Annotated in this window: 15 protein-coding genes; 9 read left to right on the top strand and 6 right to left on the bottom strand. The window is 66.8% G+C overall.

Annotated elements, in window-relative coordinates; genetic code table 11:
• The first annotated feature begins 5 nt into the window (after nt 1–5).
• Entirely contained in the window at nt 6–1,085 is a 1,080-nt protein-coding gene (gene queG, locus FFS09_RS24680; protein ID WP_137921592.1) for a tRNA epoxyqueuosine(34) reductase QueG, read from the top strand.
• 2 nt (nt 1,086–1,087) lie between these two features.
• Here queG and FFS09_RS24675 read toward each other — a convergent pair whose 3' ends face one another.
• The gene (locus FFS09_RS24675; RefSeq protein ID WP_137921591.1) at nt 1,088–1,522 is read right to left on the bottom strand and encodes a MarR family winged helix-turn-helix transcriptional regulator; all 435 of its coding nucleotides are present in this window, start codon (nt 1,520–1,522) and stop codon (nt 1,088–1,090) included.
• 74 nt (nt 1,523–1,596) lie between these two features.
• Here FFS09_RS24675 and FFS09_RS24670 point away from each other — a divergent pair, with 74 nt between their 5' ends.
• Nucleotides 1,597–2,412 carry a siderophore-interacting protein gene (locus FFS09_RS24670; RefSeq protein ID WP_137921590.1) on the top strand — a complete coding sequence of 272 codons (816 nt, stop codon included), beginning with the start codon at nt 1,597–1,599 and terminating at the stop codon, nt 2,410–2,412.
• A 113-nt stretch (nt 2,413–2,525) separates the two neighbouring features.
• Complete coding sequence (locus FFS09_RS24665) at nt 2,526–3,821, top strand: flavin-containing monooxygenase (protein WP_137921589.1); 1,296 nt, start codon at nt 2,526–2,528, stop codon at nt 3,819–3,821.
• Between the two features lie 38 nt (nt 3,822–3,859).
• Here the strand turns inward: FFS09_RS24665 and FFS09_RS24660 are convergent, their stop codons facing one another.
• Complete coding sequence (locus tag FFS09_RS24660; RefSeq protein WP_137921588.1) at nt 3,860–5,422, bottom strand: acyl-CoA synthetase; 1,563 nt, start codon at nt 5,420–5,422, stop codon at nt 3,860–3,862.
• Between the two features lie 124 nt (nt 5,423–5,546).
• On the opposite strand from FFS09_RS24660, the gene FFS09_RS24655 reads away from it, so the two are divergent.
• Genes FFS09_RS24655 through FFS09_RS24640 form a run of 4 tightly spaced genes read left to right on the top strand, consistent with a single transcriptional unit; the run spans nt 5,547 to nt 8,522 of the window.
• Nucleotides 5,547–6,353 (top strand): ABC transporter permease, encoded by an 807-nt coding sequence (locus FFS09_RS24655; protein WP_137921587.1) that lies wholly within the window; start codon nt 5,547–5,549, stop codon nt 6,351–6,353.
• 6 nt (nt 6,354–6,359) lie between these two features.
• Nucleotides 6,360–7,370, top strand: a complete 1,011-nt coding sequence (locus FFS09_RS24650) for an MlaD family protein (protein WP_137921586.1) — start codon at nt 6,360–6,362, stop codon at nt 7,368–7,370.
• Nucleotides 7,367–8,032, top strand: coding sequence for a hypothetical protein (locus tag FFS09_RS24645; RefSeq protein WP_137921585.1), 666 nt, complete (start codon nt 7,367–7,369; stop codon nt 8,030–8,032). The genes FFS09_RS24650 and FFS09_RS24645 overlap by 4 nt, the downstream gene beginning before the upstream one ends.
• A 49-nt stretch (nt 8,033–8,081) precedes the next feature.
• Nucleotides 8,082–8,522 carry an SRPBCC family protein gene (locus tag FFS09_RS24640; protein ID WP_137921584.1) on the top strand — a complete coding sequence of 147 codons (441 nt, stop codon included), beginning with the start codon at nt 8,082–8,084 and terminating at the stop codon, nt 8,520–8,522.
• A gap of 6 nt (nt 8,523–8,528) precedes the next feature.
• Here FFS09_RS24640 and FFS09_RS24635 read toward each other — a convergent pair whose 3' ends face one another.
• Nucleotides 8,529–9,902, bottom strand: coding sequence for a chloride channel protein (locus FFS09_RS24635; protein WP_137921583.1), 1,374 nt, complete (start codon nt 9,900–9,902; stop codon nt 8,529–8,531).
• 28 nt (nt 9,903–9,930) lie between these two features.
• Complete coding sequence (locus tag FFS09_RS24630; protein ID WP_137921582.1) at nt 9,931–10,845, bottom strand: AEC family transporter; 915 nt, start codon at nt 10,843–10,845, stop codon at nt 9,931–9,933.
• 176 nt (nt 10,846–11,021) lie between these two features.
• On the opposite strand from FFS09_RS24630, the gene FFS09_RS24625 reads away from it, so the two are divergent.
• Together FFS09_RS24625 and xerD are read left to right on the top strand one after the other, a co-directional pair.
• Entirely contained in the window at nt 11,022–11,999 is a 978-nt protein-coding gene (locus tag FFS09_RS24625) for a tripartite tricarboxylate transporter substrate binding protein BugE (RefSeq protein WP_137921581.1), read from the top strand.
• A complete protein-coding gene (gene xerD, locus FFS09_RS24620) occupies nt 11,999–12,919 on the top strand; it encodes a site-specific tyrosine recombinase XerD (protein WP_137921580.1) in 921 nt (306 codons plus the stop codon). Before FFS09_RS24625 ends, xerD begins: the two co-directional genes overlap by 1 nt.
• 9 nt (nt 12,920–12,928) lie before the next feature.
• Here the strand turns inward: xerD and FFS09_RS24615 are convergent, their stop codons facing one another.
• Nucleotides 12,929–13,498: a DUF1439 domain-containing protein gene (locus tag FFS09_RS24615; RefSeq protein ID WP_137921579.1), complete on the bottom strand. Its 570-nt coding sequence runs from the start codon at nt 13,496–13,498 to the stop codon at nt 12,929–12,931.
• A 58-nt stretch (nt 13,499–13,556) separates the two neighbouring features.
• The coding region (locus FFS09_RS24610; RefSeq protein ID WP_137921578.1) for a DUF3297 family protein at nt 13,557–13,777 on the bottom strand (221 nt) is incomplete at its 5' end.

The following is a 13,777-nucleotide window of genomic DNA, read 5'->3' as shown; positions in this document are numbered from 1 at the left end:
TTCACATGAAGTTCGCTTTTGATGCCGCTCAACTCGTCTCGCAGATTCAGGCCTGGGGCCAGGAGCTCGCATTTTCCCAAATTGGCGTGGCGGGTGTGGATTTGTCGGCCGCGGAACCCGGTTTGCAGGCCTGGTTGTCGGCTGGATGGCACGGTGACATGGCTTACATGGCCTCGCATGGCATGAAGCGTGCCCGCCCCGCCGAGCTGGTGCCCGGCACCTTGAGCGTGATCACCGCGCGCATGGACTACCTGCCGCGCGACACGCCCGAAGACTGGCCGGCGCTGGAATTGCAGCGCTTGCAGCGCCCGGGCGAGGCGATCGTGTCGGTGTATGCCCGGGGCCGGGACTACCACAAGGTGCTGCGCAACCGCCTGCAAACACTGGCCGAGCGCATCCAGGGCGCTGTAGGGCCGCTGGGGCACCGCGTGTTCACCGACTCCGCCCCCGTGCTCGAAGAAGAGCTGGCGCAGCGCAGCGGCCAGGGCTGGCGCGGCAAGCACACGCTGTTGCTGAACCGGGAGGCGGGCTCGATGTTCTTCCTCGGCGAGATCTACACCGACCTGGAACTGCCGCCGACAGAGCCCGTCAGCGCGCATTGCGGGGGCTGCAGCGCCTGCATCGACATCTGCCCCACGCAGGCCATCACCGCGCCGCACCGGCTGGACGCGCGCCGTTGCATCAGTTACCTCACCATCGAACACGCGGGGCCGATTCCCGAGGACTTGCGTCCCTTGATCGGTAACCGCATCTACGGCTGCGACGATTGCCAGCTGATCTGCCCCTGGAACAAGTTCGCCCAACGCAGCCCGCTGCCGGACTTTGACGCGCGCGAAGGCCTGAGTGGCGCCACGCTGGTGGAACTGTTTGGCTGGAGCGAGGAAGAATTCCTGCGCCGCACCGAAGGCAGCCCGATCCGGCGCATCGGGCACGAGCGGTGGTTGCGCAATATTGCGGTGGCGATGGGGAATGCGCTGCGTGCGGGCCCTGACGCTGAGGTGCTGCGCGCGCTGCAGAGCCGCATGGACCATCCCGGCGAGCTGGTGCGCGAGCACGTGGCCTGGGCGCTCTCGCAGGCGCGCTGAGCCTACCCGCCCACGTTCTCCTGCAGCCGGTCGAGCAGGGCGAGCAGGGTGGCGCGGTCGCTCTCGCTCAAGCCGGCCACCATGGTCTTCTCGAACCGTACCCGCAATTGCTGCATCTTGCGCTGCAGCGCCTGTCCCTCGGCCGTCACGCTCACGCGCTGGCTGCGGCCGTCGTCCGGATCGCGGCAGCTTTGCAACAAGCCCCGTTCGTGCAGCGCCTTGACGATGCGCGCAATCTGCGCCTTGTCGCGCCCCGAGTGCTGCACCAGATCGCTCTGCGTCGCGCCGTCGTTGCGCATGAAATAACCGAGGCAACGCGCCTCCATCGGGCCGAGGCCTTCGCCGGCTTCGCGCATTCCTTCCTGCAGTTGGCGACGCAGGCTGTGCATGAGAGCGTGGATGTGGTCCAGCACCTCGGTGTTGGCGGATCTCTTCATCGTGGGGTATCCATGTCGTTGACAGTGTCATCCAATGTGGGCATGATTGATGACATTATCAACCAATAGAAGCCATGAACACAAGCACCACCCCATCCCTCGCCGTGGAGCGCGTGCGCCACGAGATCCACGTGCGCCGCCTGCAGGTGCAACGCATCGACCGGATCAGCCCGCACTTCCTGCGCATGCGCTTCGCCGGCGACGCCCTGCGCCATTTCGTCAGCGCCTCGTTCGACGACCACGCCAAGCTCATGCTGCCGGCCCAGCCCGGCCAGCCCCTGGTGTTGCCCCAGCCCGGGCCCGACGGCCTGGCCCTCCCGCCCGGCGCGCAGAAGCCGGCGATGCGCGACTACACGCCGCGCCACTTTGACCTGGCCGCCGGCACGCTCGACATCGAATTCGTGTTGCACGGCGAGGGCGTGGCCTCGCTCTGGGCCGAAACCGCCCAGGTCGGGGATGAAGTGGGCCTGGGCGGGCCGCGCGGCTCCTTCGTGGTGCCCACGGGTTTTGACTGGCACCTGCTGGTGGGCGACGAGTCCGCCATTCCCGCCATCGCGCGGCGGCTCGAAGAGCTGCCCGAAACCGCGCAGGCCATCACCGTGATCGAGACCGCCGACGCGGGGGACCGCCGCCCATTGGAGAGCCGTGCGCGTCTGCAGACGCACTGGATGGAGACCGGCGCCACAGGCGCGCTCGCGAAGGCGGTTGCTGCGTTGAAGCTGCCTGCCGGCGAGGGTTTTGCCTGGGCGGGCGGCGAGGCCGCGAGCATCGCGGCGGTGCGGCAGGCGCTGGTGGACCCGAACGGCCATGGCCTCGACAAGAGCCGTGTGCGCGCTTCCGCCTACTGGAAGCGCGGCAGCGTCGGCCACCACGAAACATTGGGTGGCTGATGCCCGCGGTCACTTGCGGGCATCCGGTATTTGTCGCTCAATGCAAGGTTCAGACTGAAGGCTGACGATCAACGGAAACTCCGCGGTGCAGCAATCGGTCTCGGGAGACGTACATGCCCCCCCGCAATAGCCCGTTTGATGTAGCCATCGTTGGCGGCGGCTTGGCAGGCATCTTGGCACTGGCCTACGCGCGTCGAGCCGGCCTGGAAGCGATCGTGCTCGAGAGGCAGGGTCGCGTTGGCGGGCTGTGGCGCGACCTCCCGTCATGGCAGGACATCCAGATCAGCCCGCTGGACTGGGCGTTGGGCGATTTGCCGCTCGACGGTGCGACGCAGCCGCACATTCTTGCCAACATCGAAGCGTGGTTGACGCGGTTCAGCTTGGCCGACGGCGTTCGGCTGAACGCTCCCGTACAACGGGCCCGCTTTGGCGACTCGGCATGGGAGTTGGTGACACCGCAAGGTGCTGTCCGTGCGCGGCATCTCATCGCCGCGACGGGGGCGCACAACACACCTGTTGTTCCCCGGGTTTCTCGCTTGGGAAGCACCGTTCAAGAGTTTCACTCGAGTGCGCTCCGCGACCCCGAAATGCTTGCCGGTCGCGACGTTCTCGTGGTCGGAGGGGGCGCATCGGCTTTCGATCTGCTGGAACTGTGCTTCCATCACGGCGCGCGCCGTGCCGTCTGGGTCTATCGGGGCTTGCGCTGGTTTGTGCCGACACACAAGCCGAAACACATCGCAGGCAGCGTGCGCGGGTTTGCGCGGCTGCAAGCCAGCGGTATGACGGCCTCGCAGCAAAGCGCAGCCATAGGCGCCGACATGCGTTCTCGCTACGAAAAATTCGGCATCAGCGAGATCATGCCCTCGCATGACTTTGATGTGGAGCGGGATCAACTCATACCGGGACGCCCCGGCATGCTGGCCAACTTTGCCGCCATCGAGCGGCATTGCGGCAGCGTGGCATCCATCGCAGACCGTACCGTCACGCTCTCGGATGGGAGCCGCATCGAAGCGGACCTGTTGCTCTGGGGAACCGGCTATAGCGTGGACCTGTCGTACTTCGAAGCGCCCGAAATCGCCTCCATTCAAACCCTTGATGCACTGTGTGCGCGCTGCGGTGACATCTTTCACAGCCTCGATGCCCCGAACCTGTATTTCCCCAGCGTCGGCCTCGACGGCATCGGCTCTGCACCCTGGTCGTATTGCCTGCTCAGCCGATCGATCATGTCGCACATCCGTGGCACGGCACGCTTCGACAATGTGGCAGTCGGCCGACGGGTCAATCATTTCGCGATGGTGGACTACCTGGCTGCTCGCGACCCCGCGAGTTATCCGCCGGACACGTGGCGCGCGTTCTACCGCGATGTCGCGCTCAACACACCGGACGAACAGCCGTACGCGATCCCCTGAGGCCGATCGGAAGCGCCGGATGCCGGCCGCTGGAATGCTCAGGCCGCGTAGCGCTGGCGCAGTTCGCGCTTGAGCAGCTTGCCGCTCGGGTTCTTCGGCAGGCTGTCGGTGAACACCACGCGCTTGGGGCTCTTGAAGGCTGCCATGTGCTGGTTGCAGTGCGCCACCACCTCGGCTTCGGTGAGCGCCTGTCCGGCCTTGACCACGATCACGGCGGTCACCGCCTCCACCCACTTCGCATCGGGCAGGCCGATCACGGCCACCTCGCTCACGGCCGGCAGGCGGTAGACCATTTCCTCCACTTCGCGGCTGGCCACGTTTTCGCCGCCGGTCTTGATCATGTCCTTCTTGCGGTCGACCACGGTGATGAAACCTTCGCCGTCGATCACGACCAGGTCACCGCTGTGGAACCAGTCGCCCTCGAACGCGGCCTTTGTGCGCTCGGGGTCGTTGAAGTAGCCCAGCATGAGGTGTGGCGAGCGGTGCACGATCTCGCCGACCTCGCCCACGGCCACGTCCTGCATCGCGTCGTTGACCACGCGCGTTTCCACGTTGAGCACCGCCTTGCCGCAGGAGCCGGGCTTGCGCAACTGATCGTCCGGGCCGAGCATGGTGGCCAGCGGCGCGATCTCGGTCTGGCCGTACAGGTTCCACAGGCGCACCGAAGGCAGGCGCGCGGCGAGTTCCTTGAGCACCTCCACCGGCATGATGGAGGCGCCGTAGTAGCCCTTGGCCAGGCTCTTCAGCTTCTCCGCATCGAACGCGGGTGAGCGCAGCAAGGCGATCCACACCGTGGGCGGCGCGAAGAAGCTGGTGATCCGGTGTTTTTCGATCAGCGCGATCAGGTTGTCCGGCACCGGCTTGGCCGTGATCACGTTGCTGCTGCCGATGTAGATCGCCGGGCCGAAGAACACGTCCAGCTGCGCGCAGTGGTACAGCGGCAGCGCGTGCAGCGCGCGGTCGCCCTCGGCAATCTCGGCGTTGATCACGCAGCTCACGTACTGCCACAGCACCGCGTCGTGCGTGAGCATGGCGCCCTTGGGCGTCGACTCGGTGCCGCTGGTGTAGACGATCTGCGCAAGGTCGAAGCTGTTCAGCGTCACGTCGGGCAGCGGGTCGGTGCAGGCGGCGAGGTCGTCGAAGCGGTGCATGCCGGCCACCGGCTCGCTCGGGTCTTCCGAAGGCAGCCAGATGGTTTGGGTCACCTGGGTGTCCTGGGCCGAAGCGGCCCGCGCCAGCTCGGCCAGCCCGCTGTCGGTGGCGAGTGTGCGCGCCCCTGCGTGGCGCAGGATGTAGGCGACCTCGTCGGCCTTGAGCATGAAGTTGATCGGCACCATCACCGCGCCCCGGCGCGCGAGCGCAAAGCGCAGCGCGGCAAAGCCGTGCGAATTGCGCGCGAGCACCGCGACCTTGTCGCCCTGGGCCACGCCCATGCCCGCCAGGCCCGCGGCGAGGCGGCTCACCAGGGCGTCGAACTCGGCGTAGGTCCATTGCGTGTCGCCGCAGACGATGGCGGTCTTGCCCGGCAGGCGCAGCGCGGTGCGGCGCAGGGCGTCGGCGATGGTCTGGCGGCGCACCACCGGGTGAACGGATGTCGGCATGTGTGTGTCTCCTCAAAGGCGGAAAAGTGGCTTCGGATTCTGGCCGTTGCACCGCCTGCATGCTGTCACATTTGCGGGGAGCCGCACCGATGCCCGCGCGCAGGCCCAGGGCTATCATCGCGCCATGCATCCGGTGAACGCCACACACAACACGCTGCGCCGCTGGGGCCATGGGCTGCGCGCGAGCTGGAACACCTGGTGGCACACGCTGTTCGTGGGCGCGCAGATTCTGGTGCTGGCCCTGTCGCCCGCGAGCTACCGTGCCGGCACACACCGCCAGGCGGTGCTCACCAGCCTCTACCGCGCCACCGCGCCCTTGCTCACCTGGTTCCTCGTGCTGTCGGCGCTGGTGAGCCTGGTGTTGATCCGCATCGTCGTGGCCACGGCCTACAGCTACGGCCTGTCGCAGTACGCGCTGGAGGTGTTGGTGCGCACGCTGGTGCTCGAACTCATTCCGCTGTACGTGGCGCTGTTCGTGGCGGTGCGCTACGCCATGCCTGGCGCGCAAGAGGTGCGCAAGCAGCTCGCGCTGCAACAGCGCGAAGGCAACCTGCCCGAGCGGCAGGGGCTGCTGGTGGACCAGTTGCTGCCACGCGCCCTGGGCAGCATGTTCTCGGTGCTGTTGCTGGCGGGGCTGAGCTCGGTGGTTGCGCTGGTGTTGACCTACTTCACCGTCTACGGTTTTTCGCCGTGGGCCTTGCCGGGTTACACGCGTGCGGTCGGCGGCGTGTTCTCGCCGGCGGTGGCGCTGATCTTTTCGCTCAAGACCTTCTTCTTCAGCCTGGCCGTGGCCGTGGTGCCGCTGGCCGCGGCCGCGCAGCCCGATCGCGATGGCCGCTACAGCCGGCGCAGCGACATGAGCGAGTTCGCGCGCCTGTTTTCCGTCGTGCTGCTGATCGAAGTGGTTTCGCTGATCGGCAACTACTATTGAAAGAACATGAGCCCCACACCCGCGCCACCCCCATCGCCCGACGCGCCACCGGTCAAGAACCTGGAGTTCAAGGCCGGCCTGTTGCTGATGCTCATGGCCGTGTTGCTGCTCGGCTCGGTGGCCTACATCCTCTACGCGCGCGGCGTGCTCGAACCGACGCAGCGGCTGGTGCTGATTTCCGACGACTCCGAGGGGGTGGGCGTTGGCATGGACATGACCTTTGCGGGCTTTCCCATTGGGCGTGTGGCGCGCATCGAGCTGGCCCCCGACGGCAATGTGCGCATCCTGGTCGACGTGCCGCGCACCGACGCGAAATGGCTGCGCACCTCCAGCATCTTCACCATGGAGCGCGGCCTGGTGGGGGGCACGCGCATCCGCGCCTTCAGCGGCGTGCTCGAAGACCCACCGCTGCCCGACGGCGCCGAGCGCACGGTGTTGCGCGGCGACACGGCGGCCGAGATTCCGAAGCTCACGGCCAGCGCGCGCGAGGTGCTGGACAACCTGGCCGCGCTCACCAAGAGCGACGGTGCGCTGGCCGGCGCGCTCACCGGCGTGGGCGTGGCGACCGATCGCCTCAAGGGACCGCAGGGCGGCCTGGGCCTGCTGATGGGCAACGACGAAGACGCGAAGAAACTCGTGCTCACCATCGACCGCACCAACGCCTTGCTGGTGCGCGCCGACGCGCTGGCCAAGCGGCTGGACAGCCTGGCCGCGAATGCCGATCGCCAGGTGTTCGGCCAGGGCGGCAAGCCGGGCGAGGCCGGTCTGGCGGGCGATGCGCGCGTGACGGTGCAGCAGCTCAACGGCTTGCTGGCGGAGGCGCGCACCAGCCTGCGGAAGGTGGACGCGGTGCTGGTGGAAGTGCAGGGCATCGCCGGCAATACGCGCGAGGCCACGACCGATCTGGGCTACCTGCGCGGCGAGGTGGAGTCCAGCTTGCGCAAGGTGGACACGATGATCAACGACATCAACCGCAAGTGGCCCTTCAAGAGCGACCCGGAGATCAAACTTCCATGAAGCTGCGCACCACTTTGCTCCTGTCTGCCTTGGCAGCCTTGTCGGCCTGCTCCAGTTCGCCGCCCGCGCCCGAATGGCAGTTGAATGCCAAAGGCGGCGCCGAGCGCGCCACCGAAGCCTGGTTGGTGGGCGACTCGCGCATCGAGGCGGCGGAGTTCGCGCGCGTGCGCCACGAACTCACCAGCACCGGCCGGGCCGACCTGCTGGCCCGCGCGGAGCTGCTGCGCTGCGCCACGCGCGTGGCCTCACTGGTGTTCGAGCCCTGCACGGGTTTCGACGCGCTGGCGCAAGACGCGGCCCCGGCCGAACAGGCCTATGCGCGTTACCTCGCGGGCACCGCCACGCCCGCCGACGCCGCGTTGTTGCCCGCGGCGCACCGCGCGCTGGTGGGTGGGGGCGCAGCCGACGCAGCAGTAATCAACGCCATTCAGGATCCGCTGTCCCAACTCGTGGCCGCTGGCGTGTTGCTGCGCAGTGGCCGCGCCAGCGATGCCGTGGCCGAGCGCGCGGTGGGCACGTCGTCTGCCCGTGGTTGGCGCCGGCCGCTGGCGGCCTGGCTGACCTTGCAACACCGGCGCGCGCAGGCAGCGGGCGCTCAGGAAGAGGCCGCGCGACTGCAGCGTCGCATCGACCTCGTGCTGGGCCCCGCCGCCGCGCGCTGACACCGCCCGGGCTTGTGCCCGTTCTTTTGGTTCAGAGAGGAGCGATTCCATGAAACAACTCACTTTCACCACCACCATCCGCGCGCCCCGCGAGGTGGTGTGGAACACCATGCTGGATTCCCAGAGCTACCGTGAATGGACGCGCCCGTTCATGGAAGGCTCGTACTACGAGGGCTCATGGGACGAGGGCGCCACCATCCGGTTCCTGTCGCCGGACGGCCAGGACGGCATGGTGTCCACCATCGAACGCAACGTGCCGAACGAGTTCATCTCGATCAAGCACCTGGGCGTGGTGGCCAACGGCAAGGACGATACCGAAAGCCCGGCTGCCGCCGGATGGGCGCCGGCCTATGAAAACTACCGCTTCGAAACCGTGGGCGGCGGCACGCAGCTCACCGTCACGCAGGACATTCTGGAAGATTACGCGGCGATGATGGAAGACAAGTGGCCCAAGGCGCTGGAGGCGTTGAAGGCCTTGTGCGAGCGGTGATGCCGCTCAGTGCGGGCGCCTGTGAGGGTCCGGTGCGAGGGGCTGACCAATGACCGCATCGACCATCGCTTCGGCGAGCGTGGCATAGAGCGAACGGCTTAGCATGCGCGAGACCAGGCTGGCGATCATGGCCGCCGTCATCAGGCTGAGCACCATGGCGTGACCATCCACCATCTCCATGACGATGATGAAGGCCGTGAGCGGCGCCTGCGTGACCGCGGCCAGGAAAGCGGCCATGCCCATGGCGATCAAGGCGGGCCCGATATCGCCACCAGCAAGCCGGGCAATGTCGTGGCCCACGCCTGCGCCGATCGACAGCGATGGCGCGAAGATGCCGGCCGGCACGCCCGACCAGCTCGTGAGCCAGGTGGCGGCGAATTTGAGCGGTACGTAGAGCGGTGACACCTCCGCCTGGCCGGCCATCATGAGCTTGACGGTCTCGGACTCCGCACCGAACGTCTCGCCACCGCTGGCCAGTCCGATCACCGCGACGAGCAGGCCGCAGACGGCGGCAAAGGCAACGGGGCGGCGAGCACGCCAGCGCGTGGCCCGTTTGGCCGAGCCACCGGTCAACGAAGCGATCAGCAGCCGAGAAAAGAGCCCTCCCAGCAAGCCGCAGAGCAAAGTGACCGCCAGACCGGGCAGCAGCGCGTCCCAGCCCAGGCGCGGCACGGCGATGCGGCCGAAGTAGGTCAGGTTGCCAAAGACCGAGACGCCCATCAAGCCCGCGAGCACGATGGCCGCGATGATCAGGCCGCTGCTGCGCGACTCGAGCTTGCGCGAGAGTTCTTCGATGGCAAACACCACGCCGGCCAGCGGTGCGTTGAAGGCCGCGGCGATACCCGCGGCGCCGCCCGCCACGAGCAGCGCGCGCCGGTCGATGCCCGAGCGTGGACCCAGCCAGCGTTGAGCGTGTTGCATCACACCGGCGGCAACCTGCACCGAAGGCCCTTCGCGGCCGAGCGAGAGTCCTGCGAGCAGACCGGCCGAAGACAACGCGATCTTGCTCAGCGAAAGCCGCAGCGAGACGAAGCGCGGGCCGCTCTCGGGTGGTATCTGGGGGTCGAGCGATGCCATGACTTGCGGAATTCCTGAGCCGCCGGCACCCGCGAACCAGCGCCGCGTGGTCCAGACGATGGCGGCAGTGAGCGCCGGCGTCCAGATCAACGCCAGCCACGGGCTGATGGATTGCAATGCGTGGAAACCGCCAAAGGCCCACTCCGACAGAAGGGTGAAGCCGACCACCGCCAAACCCGCTGCGGCGGCGTAGGCCAATACGATGGCACGGTCGATCCAGTGTCGAGTGCTGGAGAACTCGTTGCGGATCGCTTGCAGAAAGTCGGGGTCGAGGCGTGTCACTGGTCTGGAATTCTGCCGCATGCGGCCGCAAGGTCCTGAAGGCACGCGCTCAGCGCAGCGGAGCCAGCACCCCCAGTGCAAACGGCAGACTCACCACGCCCAACAAGGTCGACAGCGTCACCAACCCCGCCACGTACGGCCCGTTGTAGCCCATGCGCGCCGCCAGCACATAACAACTCGACGCGGTGGGCACGGCCGAGAACATCAGCAGGATGGCGGTCTGCGTGGCATCCAGCCGGAACAGCTGGGCCATGCCGAAGGCGATCAGGGGCATGCCCAGGTGCTTGCAGGCCAGGATCAACCCGCCCAGCGTCTTGGCGCTGGCCAGCATGCCGAACTGCATGCCCGCACCGGCTGCGAGCAAACCCAAGGCGAGTGCCGCCTGGCCGATGCGGTTGACGGTGGGCTCCAGCCAGAACGGGATGGTGAAGCCCAGCAGGTTGGCGATCAGGCCCGAGGCCGTGGCGACGATCAGCGGGTTGCGCAGCAGCTCGCGCAGGAAGCCGCGGTTGGCGTGCCGCGCCATCGGCCACACCGCGCCCACGTTGAACAGCGGCACGCACACGCCGATGAGCACCGCGATCATCAGCAAGCCGGGCGGACCGGCCACTTTCTCGGCCAGCGCCAGCGCAATGAACGAGTTGAAACGAAACGCCACCTGCGCGCTGGCAGCGTGCAGGCGCACATCCAGCCGCTTGCCCAGCCAAGGCCAGTGCGGCAGCGAGTAGCTCAGCGCGATGCCCAGGACCCCCAACGAGACGCCAGCGCCCACCAGGCTGGAGGCAGCCCCCAGATCCAGTGGGCTCTTCACGATGCTGTGGAACAGCAGCACAGGGAACAGGAAGTAATACACCAGGCTCTCCACCTGCTCCCACACTTTTCGGTTGAGTTGGGTGAAACGGCAGACCAGGTAGCCGCAGAGGATGAGCGAGAAATCGGGGAAGAGGAGTTGGGCGAAGTTCACGGCGTGAGCATAGCGGCTGGCCCTCGGCGTTTCCGGGTTAATACGTATGTGTTCTCCCCATGTTCATCGGTGGCGACCCCGTCTAAAGTGCGGGGCTGATGGGTGGTCGCCGCACACAGTAGGATGCGGCTACCCCCGTGTTTATTTCAATATTTCAACGCCAAGGAGTACACGTCATGGTTTCTCGTCGTCAGTGGGTTGCGATCGGTCTGGCCACCGCTTCGGTGGTCGCCACAGGCAGCGCCTGGTCGCAGGCCTACCCGAACAAAATCATCCGGCTGCAGGTGCCGTTCGCACCGGGCGGCACCACCGACATCATTGCGCGTGTCATGTCCGATTCGCTGGGCAAGGCGTTGGGCCAGAGCATGGTGGTGGAGAACAAGGCCGGTGGCGGCGGCGTCGTGGGCGCCACCGAACTCGCGCGCACGCCGCCCGATGGCTACATCCTGGGCATGGCCACGGTGTCCACCACGGCGGCCAACCCGGCGATCAATGCCAAGATCCCGTACAACACGCTCACGGACTTCACGCCCATCATCAACATCGCCGCCACGCCCAACGTGATCGCGGTGCACCCGAGCTTCCCGGCGAAAGACTACAAGTCCTTCGTCGCCGAGATCAAGAAGAACCCCGGCAAGTACAGCTACGCCAGTTCGGGCACGGGCGGCATCGGCCACCTGCAGACCGAGCTGTTCAAGAGCCTGACCAACACCTTCATCACCCACATTCCGTACCGTGGCGCGGGCCCGGCGCTCAACGACACGGTGGGTGGTCAGGTGCCGATCATCTTTGACAACCTGCCTTCCGCGCTGCCCTTCATCAAGTCGGGTCGCCTGGTCGCCATCGTGGTGGCCGCACCGCAGCGCCTGGCCGTGCTGCCCGACATTCCGACGTTCAAGGAAGTGGGCCTGGAGCCGGTGAACCGCATGGCCTACTACGGCCTGATCGGCCCCAAGGGCCTGCCGCCAGAGGTGGTGGACAAGGTCTACAACGCCACCAAGCAGGCGCTGACCGACCCGGCCGTGAAGAAGAAGATCGAAGACACCGGCTCGCTGGTCGTGGGCAACTCGCCGGCCGAATTCACCGCGCAGATCAAGGCCGAGTTCGAGGTCTACAAGGAAGTGGTGGCCAAGCAGAAGCTCAAGCTGGATTGATGGACCAGGAGGCCCTGGCGTCGACCAGCGAGAACCTCGCTGGGGCCTTTGTCGACAGTCTCTGGCTGGAAGAGGGCCTCTCGCGCAACACGCTCGACGCCTACCGGCGCGACCTGGTGTTGCTGGGCCAATGGCTGGCCGGGCGCGGCAAGACGCTGCCCGAGACCAGCGAGGTCGACCTCAACGCCTACTTCAGCGAACGCCACGCGCAAACCCGCGCCACCACCGCCAACCGGCGGCTCACGGTGTTCAAGCGCTACTTCCGTTGGGCGTTGCGCGAACGTTTCATCTCGACCGATCCCACCCTGCGCCTGTCGCCCGCGCGCCAGCCGCTGCGCGTGCCCAAGACCATGTCCGAAGCGCAGGTGGAGGCCTTGCTGAACGCGCCCGACGTGGGCACGCCGCTGGGCCTGCGCGACCGCTGCATGCTCGAACTCATCTACGCCAGTGGTTTGCGCGTGAGCGAACTGGTGACGCTCAAGACCTGGCACGTGGGCATGAACGAACACGTGCTGCGCATCACCGGCAAGGGCAACAAGGAGCGGCTCGTGCCGTTTGGCCAGTTGGCGGGGCAGTGGCTGCAGCGCTACATGGGCCAGGCGCGCGGCGAGATTCTGAATGGGTTGCAGAGCGAGGACCTGTTCGTCACCTCGCGCGGCTCGCGCGCGGGCGAGGCCATGACGCGCGCGATGTTCTGGCAACTGGTGAAGAAGTACGCGCTGCAGGCCGGCATCACCTCCCCGTTGTCACCGCATACCTTGCGCCATGCGTTCGCCACGCATTTGCTCAACCACGGCGCCGATTTGCGGGCGGTGCAGATGCTGCTCGGCCATGCCGACATTTCCACCACCACGATCTACACCCACGTGGCGCGCGAGCGTTTGAAGACCATCGTGGCGCAGCACCACCCGCGCGGGTGAGCAGGCGCCCTACAGGGGTTTGGGCACGAGGCCGATCACCAGGCCCTTGCGCGTCACGGTGATGTCACCGGGCTGCATGCCCATGCGGTCGAGCATCGCGAGGTCTTTGGGCTCGAGTTCGTGCAACACCACTTCCTGCAGCGACTGGTCGGCCAGCCGTGGCGCGTAGAGGTTGAGCATCTCTTCCACGCGCGGTTGCAGCGTGGGGAACTTGAGCCGGGCCAGGCGCAACTGGTGCGCGCGCAGGGTGCGGTCGCTGGCTTCGTAACGCAGGCCGAAGTCCACGTCGAAGCTGCCCTGGTGGGTGCGGTTGAGCGCAGGGCCGGTGGCTTGCACGTCCATGGCGGCGCGCAAGCGGTTCTCTTCGGGCAGCAGTTGCAGGCGCGGCGTTTGCAGGTCCAGGTCCAGAATGCCTTGCACCGGGTAGCGGCGCGGGAAACGTTTGCCCACGGCTTCCTGCAGCTGTTCCAGGGACACCGGGTAACCCGCCGGTGTACTGGGGCGGTCTTCGGCCGCCAGGGCAAGCCCTGGGCCGCCGAGCGCGAGGGGAAGGATGCCAAAGAAGGTTCTGCGTCGCATGGTGAGATTGGAGCCCGCTTTGCGCCGCAGGTTCTCTGCAAGTCGTCTCGATTCGTCTCTATTTGTAGAACGCTTCCACTTTGCCCTTGAGTTTGAGGAGCAAGGGGTTGCCTTTGCGGTCCAGGGTCTTGCCCGAAGGCACTTTCACCCAGCCTTCGCTGACGCAGTACTCGACCACGTCGAAGCGTTCCTTGCCGTTGAAGTGGATGCCGATGTCGTGTTCGAACACGGCGGCCACGTGGTGCGGGCTGCTGGCGTCGATGGAGAGGTGGTCGGGCA

Source organism: Hydrogenophaga sp. 2FB (genome assembly GCF_005503365.1).
GTDB lineage: Bacteria > Pseudomonadota > Gammaproteobacteria > Burkholderiales > Burkholderiaceae_C > Hydrogenophaga.
This window is presented reverse-complemented; position numbering and strand designations above follow the sequence as displayed.